Annotated in this window: 13 protein-coding genes; 5 read left to right on the top strand and 8 right to left on the bottom strand. The window is 72.3% G+C overall.

Annotation, left to right across the window (positions count from 1 at the left end; all coding sequences use genetic code 11):
• Positions 1–91: 91 nt before the first annotated feature.
• The 3 genes from ACIP98_RS21645 to ACIP98_RS21635 are packed head-to-tail and all read right to left on the bottom strand — an operon-like array spanning position 92 to position 3,401.
• Entirely contained in the window at positions 92–1,111 is a 1,020-nt protein-coding gene (locus tag ACIP98_RS21645) for a TIGR03842 family LLM class F420-dependent oxidoreductase (protein WP_401977481.1), read from the bottom strand.
• A gap of 29 nt (positions 1,112–1,140) precedes the next feature.
• The gene (gene hydA, locus ACIP98_RS21640; RefSeq protein ID WP_401977479.1) at positions 1,141–2,541 is read right to left on the bottom strand and encodes a dihydropyrimidinase; all 1,401 of its coding nucleotides are present in this window, start codon (positions 2,539–2,541) and stop codon (positions 1,141–1,143) included.
• 17 nt (positions 2,542–2,558) lie between these two features.
• Positions 2,559–3,401: a nitrilase-related carbon-nitrogen hydrolase gene (locus ACIP98_RS21635; RefSeq protein ID WP_319664201.1), complete on the bottom strand. Its 843-nt coding sequence runs from the start codon at positions 3,399–3,401 to the stop codon at positions 2,559–2,561.
• Between the two features lie 311 nt (positions 3,402–3,712).
• Here ACIP98_RS21635 and ACIP98_RS21630 point away from each other — a divergent pair, with 311 nt between their 5' ends.
• Together ACIP98_RS21630 and ACIP98_RS21625 are read left to right on the top strand one after the other, a co-directional pair.
• A complete protein-coding gene (locus ACIP98_RS21630; protein ID WP_401977477.1) occupies positions 3,713–4,366 on the top strand; it encodes an ArsR/SmtB family transcription factor in 654 nt (217 codons plus the stop codon).
• Between the two features lie 92 nt (positions 4,367–4,458).
• Positions 4,459–5,190, top strand: a complete 732-nt coding sequence (locus ACIP98_RS21625; RefSeq protein WP_401977475.1) for an SRPBCC domain-containing protein — start codon at positions 4,459–4,461, stop codon at positions 5,188–5,190.
• Between the two features lie 95 nt (positions 5,191–5,285).
• Here the strand turns inward: ACIP98_RS21625 and ACIP98_RS21620 are convergent, their stop codons facing one another.
• Entirely contained in the window at positions 5,286–7,505 is a 2,220-nt protein-coding gene (locus ACIP98_RS21620) for an NADP-dependent isocitrate dehydrogenase (RefSeq protein WP_401977473.1), read from the bottom strand.
• Between the two features lie 341 nt (positions 7,506–7,846).
• Between ACIP98_RS21620 and ACIP98_RS21615 the strand changes: the two genes are divergently transcribed.
• The gene (locus ACIP98_RS21615) at positions 7,847–9,223 is read left to right on the top strand and encodes an MFS transporter (protein ID WP_319664197.1); all 1,377 of its coding nucleotides are present in this window, start codon (positions 7,847–7,849) and stop codon (positions 9,221–9,223) included.
• 87 nt (positions 9,224–9,310) lie between these two features.
• Here ACIP98_RS21615 and ACIP98_RS21610 read toward each other — a convergent pair whose 3' ends face one another.
• The 3 genes from ACIP98_RS21610 to ACIP98_RS21600 all read right to left on the bottom strand — a co-directional run bounded on the left by ACIP98_RS21610 (position 9,311) and on the right by ACIP98_RS21600 (position 12,689).
• Positions 9,311–11,209, bottom strand: a complete 1,899-nt coding sequence (locus ACIP98_RS21610) for a helix-turn-helix domain-containing protein (RefSeq protein ID WP_401977570.1) — start codon at positions 11,207–11,209, stop codon at positions 9,311–9,313.
• A 114-nt stretch (positions 11,210–11,323) separates the two neighbouring features.
• On the bottom strand, positions 11,324–12,118 hold the full coding sequence (locus tag ACIP98_RS21605; protein WP_401977471.1) for a 3-hydroxybutyrate dehydrogenase: 795 nt from the start codon (positions 12,116–12,118) through the stop codon (positions 11,324–11,326).
• An 85-nt stretch (positions 12,119–12,203) separates the two neighbouring features.
• Positions 12,204–12,689, bottom strand: coding sequence for an NUDIX domain-containing protein (locus ACIP98_RS21600; protein WP_319664195.1), 486 nt, complete (start codon positions 12,687–12,689; stop codon positions 12,204–12,206).
• A 163-nt stretch (positions 12,690–12,852) separates the two neighbouring features.
• Between ACIP98_RS21600 and ACIP98_RS21595 the strand changes: the two genes are divergently transcribed.
• On the top strand, positions 12,853–13,920 hold the full coding sequence (locus tag ACIP98_RS21595) for an O-antigen ligase family protein (RefSeq protein ID WP_401977469.1): 1,068 nt from the start codon (positions 12,853–12,855) through the stop codon (positions 13,918–13,920).
• Positions 13,921–14,005: 85 nt separating this feature from the next.
• Here the strand turns inward: ACIP98_RS21595 and ACIP98_RS21590 are convergent, their stop codons facing one another.
• Complete coding sequence (locus tag ACIP98_RS21590; protein WP_401977467.1) at positions 14,006–14,497, bottom strand: hypothetical protein; 492 nt, start codon at positions 14,495–14,497, stop codon at positions 14,006–14,008.
• Positions 14,498–14,660: 163 nt separating this feature from the next.
• Here ACIP98_RS21590 and ACIP98_RS21585 point away from each other — a divergent pair, with 163 nt between their 5' ends.
• Complete coding sequence (locus ACIP98_RS21585; RefSeq protein ID WP_401977465.1) at positions 14,661–15,704, top strand: LacI family DNA-binding transcriptional regulator; 1,044 nt, start codon at positions 14,661–14,663, stop codon at positions 15,702–15,704.
• Positions 15,705–15,736: the final 32 nt, after the last annotated feature.

Genomic DNA, 15,736 nt, shown 5'->3' with positions numbered 1-15,736 from the left:
GAGACGCGGACGGGGATCGAACGCATGCCGTGCGGGTGGCGGTGGGGGGATGCGGGGGGGGATGCGGGGGTCGGGTCGCGGCTTGTCCGGGTCAGCCGCTGACGGCGGGGATCACCGTCGAGCCGTACACGTCGATGACCGACTCCTTGGTGTCCTGCATGTTGTAGAGCGCGAACTGGTCGACGCCCAGGGCCTTGAGGGCGGTCAGCTTCTCGATGTGCTGCTCCGCGGTGCCGATCACACAGAAGCGGTCGACGATCTCGTCGGGGACGAAGGCCGTGTCGGGGTTTCCGGTGCGGCCGTGGTGGGCGTAGTCGTACCCCTGACGGGCCGTGATGTAATCCGTCAGCTCCTGTGGAACCGCGGTCGACTGGTGGCCGTACTTGGTGACGAGGTCGGCGACGTGGTTGCCGACCATGCCGCCGAACCAGCGGCACTGCTCGCGGGCGTGCGCCAGTGCCCGCGGTGAGTCGTCCTCGGTGACGTACGCCGGCGCCGCGACGCAGATCCTCACCTCGTCCGGATTGCGGCCGGCCCGCTCCGCGGCGTCCTTGACGGTCTTGACCATCCACTCGGTCAGGTAGACGTCGGCGAGTTGGAGGATGAAGCCGTCGGCCTTCTCACCGGTCATGGCGAGGGCCTTGGGCCCGTAGGCGGCCATCCACACGGGCAGGCTCGCACCCTCCTTCACCCACGGGATGCGCACGCGCGCCCCGCCGAGGTCGGCCTCGCGGCCCTCGGCGAGCTCGCGGATGACGTGCATGGCCTCCTCGATGCGGGCGAGGGTGTTGGGCTTGCGCCCGGCCACCCGCATCGCCGAGTCACCGCGGCCGATACCGCAGATCACGCGGTTGCCGAACATGTCCGCGAGGGTGGCGAACGTGGAGGCCGTCACCTCCCACGTCCGCGTCCCCGGATTGGTGACCATCGGCCCCACGACCAGCCGCTCGGTCTGCGCCAGGATCTGGCTGTAGATGACGAACGGCTCCTGCCACAGCACCGCCGAGTCGAAGGTCCAGCCGTAGCCGAAGCCGTTGCGCTCGGCGCGCTTCATCAGCTCCACGACGCCCGAGGCGGGCGGGTCCGTCTGCAGGACGAGACCGAATTCCATTGCTCTGCTCCCCTGGTGGCTCGGCGTGGTCAGACGAGGTACTGACAGGTCGCACGGGTCTGGTAGCGGCCGTGGCCGGCCCGGCCCAGGTAGCGGTCCTGGTCGATGATCACGGTGCCGCGGGACAGGACGGTGCTCGCCCTGCCGCGCACGCGCTTGCCCTCGTAGGCCGAGTAGTCGACGTTCATGTGATGGGTCTCGGCGGAGATCACCTGCTCCGCCGCGGGGTCGTAGATCACGATGTCCGCGTCCGCGCCCGGCGCGATCGTCCCCTTGCGCGGATACAGCCCGAACATCCGCGCCGGAGCGGCACACGCGATCTCGATCCACCGCCGCCGGCTGATGTGCCCGTCCACCACCGCCTGATGCAGCAGATCCATCCGGTTCTCCACCCCCGGCAACCCGTTCGGGATCTTCGAGAAGTCCCCGCGGCCCAGCTCCTTCTGCCCCACGAAACAGAACGGGCAGTGGTCCGTGGACACCACCTGGAGATCGTTGGTCCGCAGCCCCTTCCACAGCGCCGCCTGGTGCTCCCTGGGCCGCAGCGGCGTGGAGCACACGTACTTCGCCCCCTCGAAGTCCGGCTCCGCCAGATTCTCCGTCGACAGGAACAGGTACTGCGGGCACGTCTCACCGAAGACGTTCAGGCCGCGATCGCGGGCCGCCGCCAGCTCGGCGACCGCCGACTCGGCCGACACGTGCACCACGTACAGCGGCGAACCGGCCACCTCCGCCAGCTTGATGGCGCGGTGGGTGGCCTCGGCCTCCAGCAACTCCCGCCGGACCTCGCCGTGGTAGCGGGGGTCGGTCCTGCCCGCGGCCAGCGCCTGCTCGACCAGCACGTCGATGGCGATGCCGTTCTCCGCGTGCATCATCACCAGGCCGCCGTTGCCGGCGCCGCGCTGCATGGCCCGCAGGATGCGGCCGTCGTCGCTGTAGAACACGCCCGGGTAGGCCATGAACAGCTTGAAGGAGGTCACACCCTCGTCCACGAGGAGGTCCATCTCCTTGAGGCTGTCCTCGGTGACATCGGACATGATCATGTGGAACGCGTAGTCGACGGCGCAGTTGCCCTCGGCCTTCGCGTGCCAGGCGTCCAGTCCGGCGCGCAGCGACTCGCCGACGGACTGCACGGCGAAGTCCACGACGGTCGTGGTCCCGCCCCAGGCGGCGGCCCGCGTCCCGGTCTCGAAGGTGTCCGAGGCGAACGTCCCGCCGAAGGGCAGTTCCATGTGCGTGTGCGCGTCGACACCGCCGGGGATGACGTACTTCCCGGTCGCGTCGATCACGCTGTCCGCCGTCCAGCCCTCGGCCACGGAGCTGCCGGTGGCCGCCAGGGCGACGATCCGCTCGTCCTCGACGAGCACGTCGGCGTGGGTCTCCTCGGCGGCGGTGACGACCAGTCCGCCGCGGATCAGTATCCGGCTCATGCCGTCCCTCCCTCCCCTCAGGCCTCGGTCAGCGGGCCGTAGGCGTCGGGGCGTCGGTCCCGGTAGAAGGCCCACTGCTGGCGGACCTCCTCGATCTGCCCGAAGTCCAGGTCGCGCACGACCAGTTCCTCCTCCTTGTCCGAGGCCACGTCACCGACGAACTGGCCGCGCGGGTCCACGAAGTACGAGGTGCCGTAGAAGTCGTTGTCGCCGTACTCCTCCTGGCCGACCCGGTTGATCGCGGCCACGAAGTACTCGTTGGCGACGGCGGCGGCCGGCTGCTCCAACTGCCAGAGGTAGGCCGACAGTCCGCGCGAGGTCGCGGAGGGGTTGTAGACGAGTTCGGCTCCGGCGAGGCCGAGGGCGCGCCAGCCCTCGGGGAAGTGCCGGTCGTAGCAGATGTAGACGCCGACCTTGCCGACCGCGGTGTCGAAGACCGGCCAGCCCAGGTTGCCGGGCTTGAAGTAGAACTTCTCCCAGAAGCCCTTGACCTGCGGGATGTGGTGCTTGCGGTACTTGCCGAGGTAGGAGCCGTCGGCGTCGATCACCGCCGCGGTGTTGTAGTAGAAGCCCGCCTGCTCGACCTCGTACACCGGCACGACCATCACCAGGTTCAGTTCCTTCGCCAGCGCCTGCATCCGGCGCACGGTCGGGCCGTCCGGCACGGGCTCGGCCCAGCGGTAGTGCTCCGGCTCCTGCACCTGGCAGAAGTACGGGGCGTTGAAGACCTCCTGGAAGCCGATCACCTGCGCCCCTTGCGCGGCTGCCTCACGGGCGTACCGCTCGTGCAGGTCGATCATCGATTCCTTGTCGCCGGTCCACCTGGTCTGCACGAGCGCTGCGCGCACAACTCGACTCATCGGTCTTCCCTCCGAAATCGCGGCGATGAGCGGGCCCCGGAGCTCGACTCCGGGTCGCTTGTCGGCTGACCTTAGGAGCCGGGAAGCGCGGGGTGCAGTACCACGCTGTAACGCGATGGGGGCCCGTGCGTTCCGTCGCGTCACCTGCGCGGATGCCGATCAGGGCGATGTCAGGGGTGTTCGCTCGCCCGGTGAAATCGGCGTTTCGTCCCTGTCCCCGGGGTTACCGGCCGGTGTCACGGCGGCGTCGGCACCTCGCCGACAAGACCATGAGTCTGGACAAAAATATTGTTCGGTGAGAGCCTGGGGGCATGTTGGACGTGACCGTGATCGAGGACTCCGCGGCGGCCGCCGCCTCCCTGGACCCCGTACGGGCCCGGCTCCTGGCCGAGCTCGCCGGGGGCCCCGCATCGGCGACGATGCTCGCCGCGCGGGTCGGGCTGCCCCGGCAGAAGGTGAACTACCACCTCAGGGCTCTGGAGGCGCACGGCCTGGTGGAGCTGGCCGGGGAACGCCGCAAGGGCAACGTCACCGAGCGGCTGATGCAGGCGACCGCCGCCTCGTACGTCATCTCGCCCCTCGCGCTGGCCGCCGTGCAGCCGGACCCCGGCCGCTTCCGGGACCAGCTGTCCGCCCGCTGGCTGCTGGCCGTCGCCGCCCGCCTGGTGCGCGACGTCGGCACGTTGATCACCGGTGCGGCCAAGGCCCGCAAGCGGCTGGCCACCTACGCCCTGGACGGCGAGGTGCGCTTCGCCTCCGCCGCCGACCGGGCCGCCTTCGTGGAGGAGCTGACCCGCGGCGTCAGCGCGCTGATCGCCAAGTATCACGACGCGGGCGCCGAGGGCGGCCGCGAGCACCGCATCGTCGTCGCGCTCCATCCCACCGTCAAGGAGCCCGCACCCGGGCAGCGGTCGGCGCCGGAGTCGGCCCCGGAGTCCGCCCCGGCCATCGAGCAGGCGCCGTGAGCGCACCGGCCGCGGCGCACACCGCATCCACCGCATCCACCGCATCCACCGCATCGTCCCCGCACCAGCGCGCACGAGGAGAGAGCAGCACCATGGGCAAGGAATTCGAGATCGTCCGCGAGTTCGAGGTCGAGGCGGCACCGGAGGAGGTCTGGGAGGCCGTCACCACCGGCTCGGCGGGCTGGCTGTGGCCCCAGGAGTTCGAGCCACGCCAGGGCGGCGCGGCGCCCTTCGGCGGCGTCCTCGCCGTCTGGGACCCGCCGCACCACCTGACCGCCCGCGCCGAGTTCACCGACGCCGTCCAGAACCAGGTCTTCAACCAGCTCGAGCACGTCATCGAGGCGCGCGAGGGGGGCGGTTCCCTGGTGCGCTACGTGCACAGCGGCATCTTCGTGGACGACTGGGACAACCAGTACGACGGCGCGAGCAAGCACACCGACTTCTACCTGCACACCCTGCGCCAGTACCTGGCGCACTTCGCGGGCCGCCCCGCCGCCTTCGCGACCGTGAACGGCCCCGGCGCCTCCACCGCGCCGGACGCCCTGGAAGCCGCCAGCCGCGCCCTCGGCGTCCCGGACGAGGCCGCCGAGGGCGCGGCGGTCCACCTGCGGCTGCCCGGCACCGCGGACCCCGTGGACGCCGTCGTGGACTTCCGCAATCCGTACTTCGTCGGCCTGCGCACCGCCGACGCCATGTACCGGGTCTTCGGCCGCAACCACTTCGGAGCACCGGTCGGCGTCAGCGTGCACGACTTCTCGGCCGGCGCTGACGGCAAGGAAGCCGCGGAACGCTGGCAGCGCTGGCTCGACGGCGTCTTCGCCTGACGCGCGCCGGAGCTCGTTGCACGGACCACGACGACGCGAACCGCCCCGGCCGGATTCCGGCCGGGGCGGTTCGCGTCGTACGGGCCGCGGCCGGGTCAGCCGAGGATCGCCAGCGCCTCGTTGAGGGTGGCCGACGGGCGCATGACGGCCGAGGCCTTCGCCGGGTCGGGCTGGTAGTAGCCGCCGATGTCGGCCGGGGAGCCCTGGACGGCGATGAGCTCGCCGACGATGGTCTCCTCCTGCTCGGCCAGCGCCTGGGCGAGCGGGGCGAAGGCCTTGGCCAGCTCCGGGTCGTCCGTCTGCCCCGCCAGCTCCTGGGCCCAGTACAGGGCCAGGTAGAAGTGGCTGCCGCGGTTGTCGATGCCGCCGAGCTTGCGGCTGGGCGACTTGTCCTCGTTGAGGAACGTGCCGGTGGCGCGGTCCAGGGTGTCGGCCAGGACCTGGGCGCGGGCGTTGCCCGTGGTGGTCGCCAGGTGCTCGAAGCTGACGGCCAGGGCCAGGAACTCGCCCAGGCTGTCCCAGCGCAGGTAGTTCTCCTTGACCAGCTGCTGCACGTGCTTGGGCGCGGAGCCGCCGGCGCCGGTCTCGAACAGGCCGCCGCCGTTCATCAGCGGGACGACCGACAGCATCTTGGCGCTGGTGCCCAGCTCCAGGATCGGGAAGAGGTCGGTCAGGTAGTCGCGCAGCACGTTGCCGGTGACCGAGATCGTGTTCTCGCCGCGGCGGATGCGGTCGAGGGAGAACTTGATCGCCTCCACCGGGGACTTGATCTCGATCTGCAGGCCCTCGGTGTCGTGCTCCGTCAGGTACTGCGTCACCTTGGCGATGAGGTTCGCGTCGTGGGCGCGCTCCTCGTCCAGCCAGAACACCGCCGGGTCGCCGGTCGCACGGGCGCGGGTGACGGCGAGCTTGACCCAGTCCTTGATCGGCGCGTCCTTGGTCTGGCAGGCGCGGAAGATGTCGCCGGCGGAGACGGCCTGCTCCAGCACGACGTTGCCGGCCAGGTCGACCAGGCGGACGGTGCCGGTGTGCTGGATCTCGAAGGTCTTGTCGTGGCTGCCGTACTCCTCGGCCTTCTGCGCCATCAGGCCGACGTTGGGCACCGAGCCCATGGTGGCCGGGTCGAAGGCGCCGTGGGCGCGGCAGTCGTCGATGACGGCCTGGTAGATGCCGGCGTAGCTGCTGTCCGGGAGCACCGCGAGGGTGTCGGCCTCCTGGCCGTCCGGGCCCCACATGTGGCCGGAAGTGCGGATCATGGCCGGCATGGAGGCGTCGACGATGACGTCGCTCGGGACGTGCAGGTTGGTGATGCCGCGGTCGGAGTCGACCATCGCCAGGGCCGGGCCCTCGGCGAGCTCGGCCTCGAAGGACGCCTTGATGGCCGCGCCCTCGGGAAGCACCTCGACGCCCTTGAGGATGCCGCCGAGACCGTCGTTCGGGGTCAGGCCGGCGGCCGCGAAGGCCTCGCCGTACTGCGCGAAGGTCTTCGGGAAGAAGGCGCGCACCACGTGGCCGAAGACGATCGGGTCGGAGACCTTCATCATCGTGGCCTTCAGGTGCACGGAGAACAGCACGTCCTCGGCCTTGGCACGGGCGACCTGCTCGCCCAGGAACTCGCGGAGCACCGCGACGCGCATGACGGACGCGTCCACGACCTCTCCCGCGAGCACCGGCACCAACTCGCGCAGCACCGTGGTGGTGCCGTCGTCGCCGAGCAGCTCGATGCGCAGGGAGCCGTCCTCGGTGATGACCGCGGACTTCTCGGTGGACCGGAAGTCGTCACCGGTCATGTGCGCGACGTTCGTCTTGGAGTCGGCCGACCAGGCGCCCATGCGGTGCGGGTGCGCCTTGGCGTAGTTCTTGACCGACGCGGGGGCGCGGCGGTCGGAGTTGCCCTCGCGCAGGACCGGGTTGACGGCGCTGCCCTTGATCTTGTCGTAGCGGGCGCGCACGTCCTTGTCCTCGTCGGACTTCGCGTCGTCCGGGTAGTCCGGCAGCGCGTAGCCCTGCTCCTGCAGCTCCGCGATGGCGGCCTTCAGCTGCGGGATCGAGGCCGAGACGTTCGGCAGCTTGATGATGTTGGCCGCGGGGGTCTTGGCCAGCTCACCGAGCTCGGCGAGGGCGTCGGGGATGCGCTGGCCCTCCTCCAGGTACTCGGGGAAGCTGGCGATGATCCGGCCGGCCAGGGAGATGTCGCGGGTCTCCACGGCGACTCCGGCCGTGGAGGCGTACGCCTGGATCACGGGCAGGAACGAGTACGTCGCCAGCGCCGGCGCCTCGTCGGTGTGCGTATAGATGATGGTCGAGTCAGTCACCGGGTGCTCCGCTCCACGTCTGCAACATTGCAACATTGCTCGACATCAAGATATCTCGTGAGCGCATCCGTCTCGACGGGACCCTGCCCACGGCGGCGACACCCGACGGCCGGACTCCGCCGACGGCCTCCTGGCGACCCCTGTCCCGTTCCCCCTTTTCCCTTCTTCCCGGCCCCCCGGCTCCCCGGCTCCCCAGCCCTCCGGCGGACGGCCGGCCGTGGTGGTCGCGGGGATATCGGCCACGTTAACTATGGTGTCCCACCACATGGGCCGGTGACCTGCGTCTTTCTACGTTGTGCCGACACGGAAACGTCCCCGACAACCGCCTGGAAGTGGTGCACATGGCTTCCCCCGCAACCGCTCCCCCACCGCCGGCCGGCCTCCGGCGGATCGTCGCCGCGAGCCTGATCGGCACGACCATCGAGTGGTACGACTTCTTCCTCTACGGGTCCGCCGCCGCCCTCGTCTTCAACAAGCTGTTCTTCCCGGGCTCGGACCCGCTGGTCGGCACCCTCCTGTCGTTCCTCACCTACGCGGTGGGCTTCGCCGCGCGGCCCGTCGGCGCGCTGGTCTTCGGGCACTTCGGGGACCGCCTCGGGCGCAAGCGCCTCCTGGTGCTCAGCCTGCTGCTCATGGGCGGCGCGACCTTCTGCATCGGCCTGCTGCCGACCCACGCCACCCTCGGCTCGGCCGCCCCCGTGCTGCTCACCGCGCTGCGCCTGGTGCAGGGATTCGCGCTCGGAGGCGAGTGGGGCGGCGCGGTGCTGCTGGTGTCGGAGCACGGGGACGCCCGGCAGCGCGGTTTCTGGGCCTCCTGGCCGCAGACCGGGGCCCCCGCGGGACAGCTGCTGGCCACCGGTGTGCTGTCGGCGCTGACCGCCCTGCTGTCGGATGCCGCCTTCACCTCGTGGGGCTGGCGCGTGCCTTTCCTGCTGTCCGGCGTCCTGGTCCTGGTCGGCCTGTGGATCCGGCTCTCGGTGGACGAGTCCCCGGTCTTCAAGGAGGCCCTCGCGCGGGCCGAGGCCCGCAAGACCGAGACCGCGGCCGTGGAGCGGATGCCGCTGGTCGCCGTGCTGCGCGACCACTGGCGCGACGTGCTGGTGGCGATGGGCGCGCGCATGGCCGAGAACATCAGCTACTACGTGATCACGGCCTTCGTCCTGGTGTACGCGACCACACAGGCGGGCCTCGGCAAGCAGACCGCGCTCAACGCCGTGCTCATCGCCTCCGCCGTGCACTTCGCGGTGATCCCCGCCTGGGGCGCCCTCTCGGACCGGATCGGCCGCAAGCCGGTCTACCTGCTGGGCGCGGCCGGCGTGGGCCTGTGGGCGTTCCCCTTCTTCGCCCTGATCGACACCAAGAGCTTCCCGGCGCTGCTGCTGGCCGTGACGGTCGGCCTGATCCTGCACGGCGCCATGTACGCGCCCCAGGCCGCCTTCTTCTCGGAGATGTTCGCGACCCGGATGCGCTACTCGGGCGCCTCGATCGGCGCCCAGTTCGCCTCGGTCGCGGCCGGCGCCCCGGCGCCGCTCATCGCGACGGCGCTGCTGGCCGACTACGGCAGCGCGACCCCGATCGCCCTCTATGTCATCCTCGCCGCCGTCATCACCCTGGTCGCGGTCTCCGTGGCCAAGGAGACCCGCGGCCGCGACCTCGCGGCCGTCGAACCCGAGACCGCGGACGAGGCGCCCCTCGCCCGTTCCGCGCCCGCGAGCTGAGGCCGCCTCGACCGTGAGACCCCGTCACCGCCGTCGGTGGCGGGGTCCGGCGTCGTCACCGTGAACGAGACGTCACCAGGGCGTGGATCAGTCCTGGGCCGAGGAGAGTCGGTGCAGGCGCAGCGCGAGCTGGATCTCCAGCGCCCGGTCCGGTGACTGCCAGTCCGGACCGAGGAGGTGGGATATCCGTTCCAGACGCTGGGCGACGGTGTTGACGTGCACATGGAGGGCGTCCTTGGTGCGCACCGGGCTCATGCCGCTGGAGAAGTAGGCGTCGAGGGTGCGGACGAGTTCGGTGCCGCGTCGTACGTCGTAGTCGGCGACGGTCCCGATGGTGCGGTGCACGAATCCGTCGACGTCCCGTGCGTCGGTGAGCAGCAGGCCCAGGAATCCGAAGTCGGCCCCGGCGGCGCCCTCTCCCGCGCGGCCGAGGGCCCGCAGGGCGTCGCCGCAGCGCTGGGCCTCGGCGTAGGCCAGTGCCACGGATCCGGGACGGCCGGCAGGCGCGGCAACGGGGCTGGACGCTCCCACGGTGACGGCGGCCTGGACCGCGGTGCCGAGCTGGCGGGCGATGCGGCGCGCCGTGGACGAGGCGTCGGCGTCCGGCTCCAGAGGCAGCAGCAGCACGGTGCCGCCGTCCCTCGCCGCCGCCAGGCCCCGGTGGGTGGCCGCGATGTGGGAGGCGGCGGACCACAGGCGGAGCCGGTCGGAACTGCCGTCGGTCTCGTCGTCGATGCGCGCGGCCAGCACGATGTGCGGGGCGTCCAGGTCGGCACGGAGCCGTCCGGCGCGTTCCCGCAGCAACCGCGGGTCGCGGTGCGGGGCGTCGAGCAGGTCGTCCAGCAGTTCGCCGCGGAAGCGCTGCTCGGCCTCGGCCGCGTTGCGGCGGGCGAGCAGCAGCAGGGAGGTGACCATCGCGGCCCGCTCCAGGGTGCGTTGGTCGACGGGATCGAGTTCGGGGTGGCCCCGCAGCAGCAGTGCGCCGAGGAGTTCGCCGCCCGCGGTGACGGCGGCGGCCCAGGTGTCGCCCTGGCGCACGGCGCGGCCGTCCTTGCGGGAGCGGGCGACGGCGGCGGCCAGGTCGCCGGGTACGGGTTCGTGGTCGTGGCCCACCACGCGGACCGTCCCGGCGAGCACCTGGGCGACCGCGTGTGCGACGTCGTCCACGTCGCCGCCGCGCAGCACGAGTTCGGTCAGCCGGTCGTGCACCTCGGAGGCGCGCTCCAGCGCCGCGCTGTGGGTGCGGATGGTCTCGTTCGCCGCGCCGAGGTCCGCGAGGGCCGAACGGGTCTCCTCCAGCAGGTTGGCCGTGTCGATGGCGACGGCCGCGAGCGAGGCGAGCGAGGCCAGCAGGGCGATCTGCTCCCGCTCGAAGACGCGGGCCCGCCGGTCGGCCGCGTACAGCACGCCGATGACCCCGGTCCCGAGCACCAGCGGCACCCCGAGGATCGCGACCAGGCCCTCGTCGTGCACCGCGGAGTCGATCGGGGAGGTGTGGCAGAACCGCTCGTCCTCGAAGTAGGACTCGGTGACGTAGGGCATGGCGGTCTGGGCGACCAGCCCGCCGAGCCCCTCCCCCATCCCGAGCCGCACACGCTGGAAGCGCGCCGAGACCGAGCCCTCGGTGACCCGCATGTAGGTGTCGCCGACCTTGCGGTCGATCAGGCTCAGATAGGCCACGTCCGTACCGAGCAGGGACCGCGCCCGGTGCACGATGGCCTGCAGCACGGAGTCCAGGTCGCGCAGCCCCGCGAGGTCGCCGGCCGTCTCGAAGAGCGCCGACAGCTCGGCCTCGCGCCGCCGCCTGCCCTCCATTTCCGCGCGCACCCGCAGCGCCAGCATCTTGGCCTGCTCCAACTCGGCGAGCACGGTGGGCACGGCACCCTCGGCGCGGGCGGCCAGCACCGGGCGCTCGTACTCCTCCGCCGGGGCACCCCGGGCCAGCAGCCGCAGGTAGGGCGCGTCGGCGGGTCCGTACGCAGGCATGGGTCCGCTGGTGTCCTCGTGGTCGTCCCGGGCGGATGGGTCGTGGCGGTCGGACGGGCCGTGGGAGCCGGGCGGGTCGTGGTGGTCGGGCACGCTGTCAGGGATACCGGCAGATCAGTGCGCCGTCCATCCGCCGTCCATGGTCAGGGACGCGCCGGTGACGAAGGACGCCTGCGGGGAACAGAGATACGCGGCCATCTCGGCGACCTCCTCCGGCTCCACCAGTCGCTTCACGGCCGTGTCCGCGAGCAGGATCTCGCCGACCACCCGCTCGGGGTCGATGCCGTGCGCGGCCGCCTGGTCGGCGATCTGCCGCTCGACCAGCGGGGTGCGTACGTAGCCGGGGCACACGCAGTTGGAGGTCACGCCGTGCGCGGCGCCTTCGAGCGCGGCCGTCTTGGAGAGCCCTTCGAGGCCGTGCTTGGCGGCTACATAGGCGCTCTTGTACGGCGAGGCGCGCAGTCCGTGCACCGAGGAGATGTTCACGATGCGGCCCCAGCCCTGGCCGTACATGTGCGGCAGCGCGCCGCGCATGAGCCGGAACGGGGCCTCCAGCATCACCCGCAGCACCGTGGAGAACACCTCCGGCGGGAAGTCCTCGATGGGCCGGACCAGTTGGAGTCCGGCGTTGTTGACGAGGATGTCGGTGCCGGCGGCTGCGTGCTCGGCGGCGTCGAGGTCGGTGAGGTCCAGTGTGAGCGCCTCGACCGTGCCGGGGCGGCCGTCGTCCGTGGCCCGTTCGACGAGGGCTGCCAGGCCTTCTGCGTCGCGGTCCACGGCGCGCACCTTGGCGCCCGCGGCGGCCAGCCGCAGCACGCACGCGCGTCCGATGCCGCCCGCGGCTCCGGTGACCAGAGCGGTGCGGCCGCCCAGGTCGGGGACGCCCGGCTGGGGGGTGGAGTCCGTCATGGCCACGAGGCTAGGCAACGACGGCCCCCGCACCGATGTGGGCAACGCCCACAGTCGCCTCCGAGCTGGTGGGCGCGCTCCACACTCACTCTTCCGGCGGCCCCGCCGGCTCGAACCAGGTGGGCCCTTCGGTGAGCGCGTGCTTGAGGCGCAGCCGGCCGTGACCGCCGAGCTCGGGCAGCTCGTCCATGCCGAACCAGGCGACCTCCAGCGACTCGTCGTCCGCCACGTGCGCCTCGCCGCCCACGGCACGGCAGCGCAGGGTGATGTCGACGTACTGGCAGCGGTCGCCGTTGGGATACAGGACCGGCTTGATCGTCTGCACCAGGACGACGCGTTCGGCCACCGCCCGCACGCCGGTCTCCTCCAGTACCTCCCGGACGGCCGTCTCGGCGGGCTGCTCACCGGGTTCGCTGATCCCCCCGATCAGGGACCAGCGCCCGTTGTCGGCACGGCGGTTGAGCAGGACGCGGTTGTCGTCGTCGAGGACGACCGCCGTGACACCGGGCAGCAGCAGCTGCCGGTGGCCGACGAGGGCGCGCAGCTCACGGATGAATTCGGGAATCGGCACGCCCTCGAGCCTACGGGCTCGGGTGGATCATGTCCGCCGAGGCGGCCGGGCCGACGCGGGTGCCACGGTGTTACCGCACGACATATCCACACCACCACGTCACAGCGGTTACCGTGAGCCCGGGGAGTCCCGCCCGCACGGGGTGGCGTCAGGGGGTTCGGGGATGAACACGACAACGGGAGACGCGGCCGGCATCGCCGGTGACGACGCCCCGCCCGACAGCCCGCGATCCGGCCGGGCCGACGCCGTCGGAGCGGCGCTCCTGGCCTCGAGCGCGGTCTGGGCGCTGGTCTCGGCGGTCGGCCGCCCCGCACGTCCCGAAGGCGTCCTGCTCGCGGTGCTCGCCGTCGCCGCCGGGTTCGCCGCCGGAAGGATCGGCGGGGCCCTGCGGCCGGTCGCGGTGCCCGCCACCGCGGCCGTGGCCGCGGTCGCGCTGACACTGCTCCTGCCCGGACGTCTGTCGCGCGGACCGCACACCCCTCCGCTGGGATACGTCAACGCCGACGCCGCCCTCATGGTGCTCGCCACCGGCGCCGCGTGCTGCGCCGCCTGGGCCGCCCGCCCGGGCCCACCGCGTCTCGGACTGCGGCTGCTCGGCGCCCTGGCGGCGCTGCTCGCCCTCGGCCTCGGCTCGGCGGCCGGTTTCGCCGCCTCGCTCGGCGTACTCCTGTGCTCGCTCGCCGCCGACCGCACCCCCCGAGTGATCGGGCTCGCCGGACTGGCGCTGGCCACCGTCGTGGCGGTCGGCGGCACGTACGCGGTCGCCGTGGACGCCCTGCCGCCAGGACTGTCCGCGTCCCTGGCCGGCCAGCTCACCCCCGCGCGCGTCAGGCTCTGGCACGAGGCCCTGCACATCGCCGGGACCAGCCCGCTGCGCGGCGTCGGTCCCGGACGGTTCGTGGAGGTGGAGGACACCGGTGTCAGGTCGGACACCGACGTCACCGTCGGCAGCGGCACACCGCAGTCCGCCCCGCTCCAGCTCGCCGCCGAGCAGGGCGCCCCGGGCGTCGCACTCCTCGCCGCCTCCTACGCCTGGGTCCTGTGGGCCCTGCGCCGCTCCCCCCGCACGACGTCCGTCGTGCTCACCGCCGCGGCCGCGCTCTCCGGCCTGGCCATGCAGTCGGCCGTCGACCACGTGCTCAGCTACGCCGCCGTCACCGCCGGCGCGGGCCTCCTCGCCGGCCTCGCCACCTCCCGCCCCACCCGCGACGGCCCACCACCGGTCCGCTGAGCACGCTCACGGTGCCGTTGCGGTTGCCGTTGCCGAGGGCGGGGGCGGGGGCGGCACGGCCTTCCCGGGCGGGAGACGGACCCGGTCACGGACCGAAGAGGACGACGCGGATGTCCTCCGCCTCCAGCTTGCCCCTGAGCCGCAGCTCCGTGCGCAGCGCCGCGACCAGTTCGGACATGCGGCGCTGCACCACGGGATCGGAACCGACGAACCCGCCGTCCCGCTCGATGGCGGCCAGGAGCCGGCCGGCCTCGGCGTTGCCGTAGGTGGCCAGGCGTGCCTTCGCGGAGGAGACGAGCACCAGGGACTCGGTGATCCGGTCCTCCAATTCGGCTGCCCGTTCCGCCGTCACGGCGTGTCCGGCGCCGTGGAGGCGTCCGCGGTACTGGGCGTTCTCGGCGATGCCGCGCATGAAGTCGACCAGAGCGTCGCCGGCGCGTTCGGCCCGCTGGCGGCGGTCCTCGTTGCGGCGGGCATGGAGCGCGTTCACGGACGCCAGCACCACACCCGCGGCGAATCCGACCACCGCGATGACCAACTCACCCGCGAGAGACGCGTCTCCGGCCGCCGACCACATCACGATCTCCCCCCACCCCACACAAGCCGAGCACTCAAGCCTAGGCGGCAGCCGATCCCACGGCAGGCACTTGCCGCGGGTCGGGAAGGCGATCTACGATCGGTGGCGCTTCGAATCGATTCGACATCATCGGCACCACGACCCCGCCGCCGAGAGGAGCCGCATGGCCACGATCAAGGATGTCGCGGCTCGCGCGGGAGTCGCGCCGAGCACCGTGTCGTACGTCCTGAGCGGGTCCCGCAAGATCTCGGAGGACACGCGCCGCGCCGTGCGGCAGGCGATCGACGAGCTGGGCTACCACCCGCGGGCGAGCGCGCGGACGCTGCGGAGCACACGGACTCAGGTGCTGGCCCTCGCGCTGCCGCGGGTCGCCGGGGGCTACCGGGCGGTGGACGGGCGCTTCGCCATCGGCATCAGCGACGCGGCCCGCGCGCACGGGTACGACGTCCTGCTCACGACCGCGCGGGAGGGCGTCCCGGGGCTGCGCCGGATCGCGGGCGGCCGGCAGGCGGACGCGGCCATCCTCATGGCGGTCGAGATGGAGGACCCCCGCATCGAGGCCCTTCGCGAACTCGCCTTCCCCACCGCCCTGCTGGGCCGGTCGGCCGACGACACGCAGCCGTGGACCGATCTGGACTGGGAGGCCGCCACCGCGCTGGCGGTCCGTACGGTCGTCGCGGCCGGGCACCGCGACGTGGCCTTCCTCGCGACCACCGACCACGAACTGCGGGCCCGGCGGGGCTACGCGGTCCGCGGGGTCGCCGGCGCCCGCCGGGCCGCCGCGGAGACGGGTGCGGACGTCGCCGTCCGCGAGTCGACCGGCGACATCCCGCGGCTGCCGCAGGTGCTCCGTGCCCTGCTCTGCGGCGAACGGCCGCCGACCGCGCTGGTCGTGCAGCACGTCGCCGCGCTGCCGCACATCCTGGGCGCCGTCACCGCCGAGGGGCTGCGGGTCCCGGAGGACCTGTCGGTCATGGCGGTCGGCAACCTCCCGGACGATGTCGGCGGCCACGAACTGCCGCGCGTCGAGCTGCCGGTGGAGGAGATGTCCGCCGAAGTCGTGCGCTTGGCCGTGGAGACGATCGACGCCCACGCCCACGGCGTGCCGGTCGGCCTCGCTTCCGGCGGCCGGCTGATCGCGCCCGTCCTGCTGGCGCGCGAACGCGTCGCACCGCCCCGCCCGCGTCCGCGCCCCGCCGTGCGCTGAACCGACCCGGTCGTACCGTCACGCCCCACGCG

This window comes from Streptomyces sp. NPDC088354 (assembly GCF_044753585.1).
Classification (GTDB): domain Bacteria; phylum Actinomycetota; class Actinomycetes; order Streptomycetales; family Streptomycetaceae; genus Actinacidiphila.
Note: the sequence above shows the minus strand (reverse complement) of the source record. Positions and strands in the feature narration are given on the sequence as shown.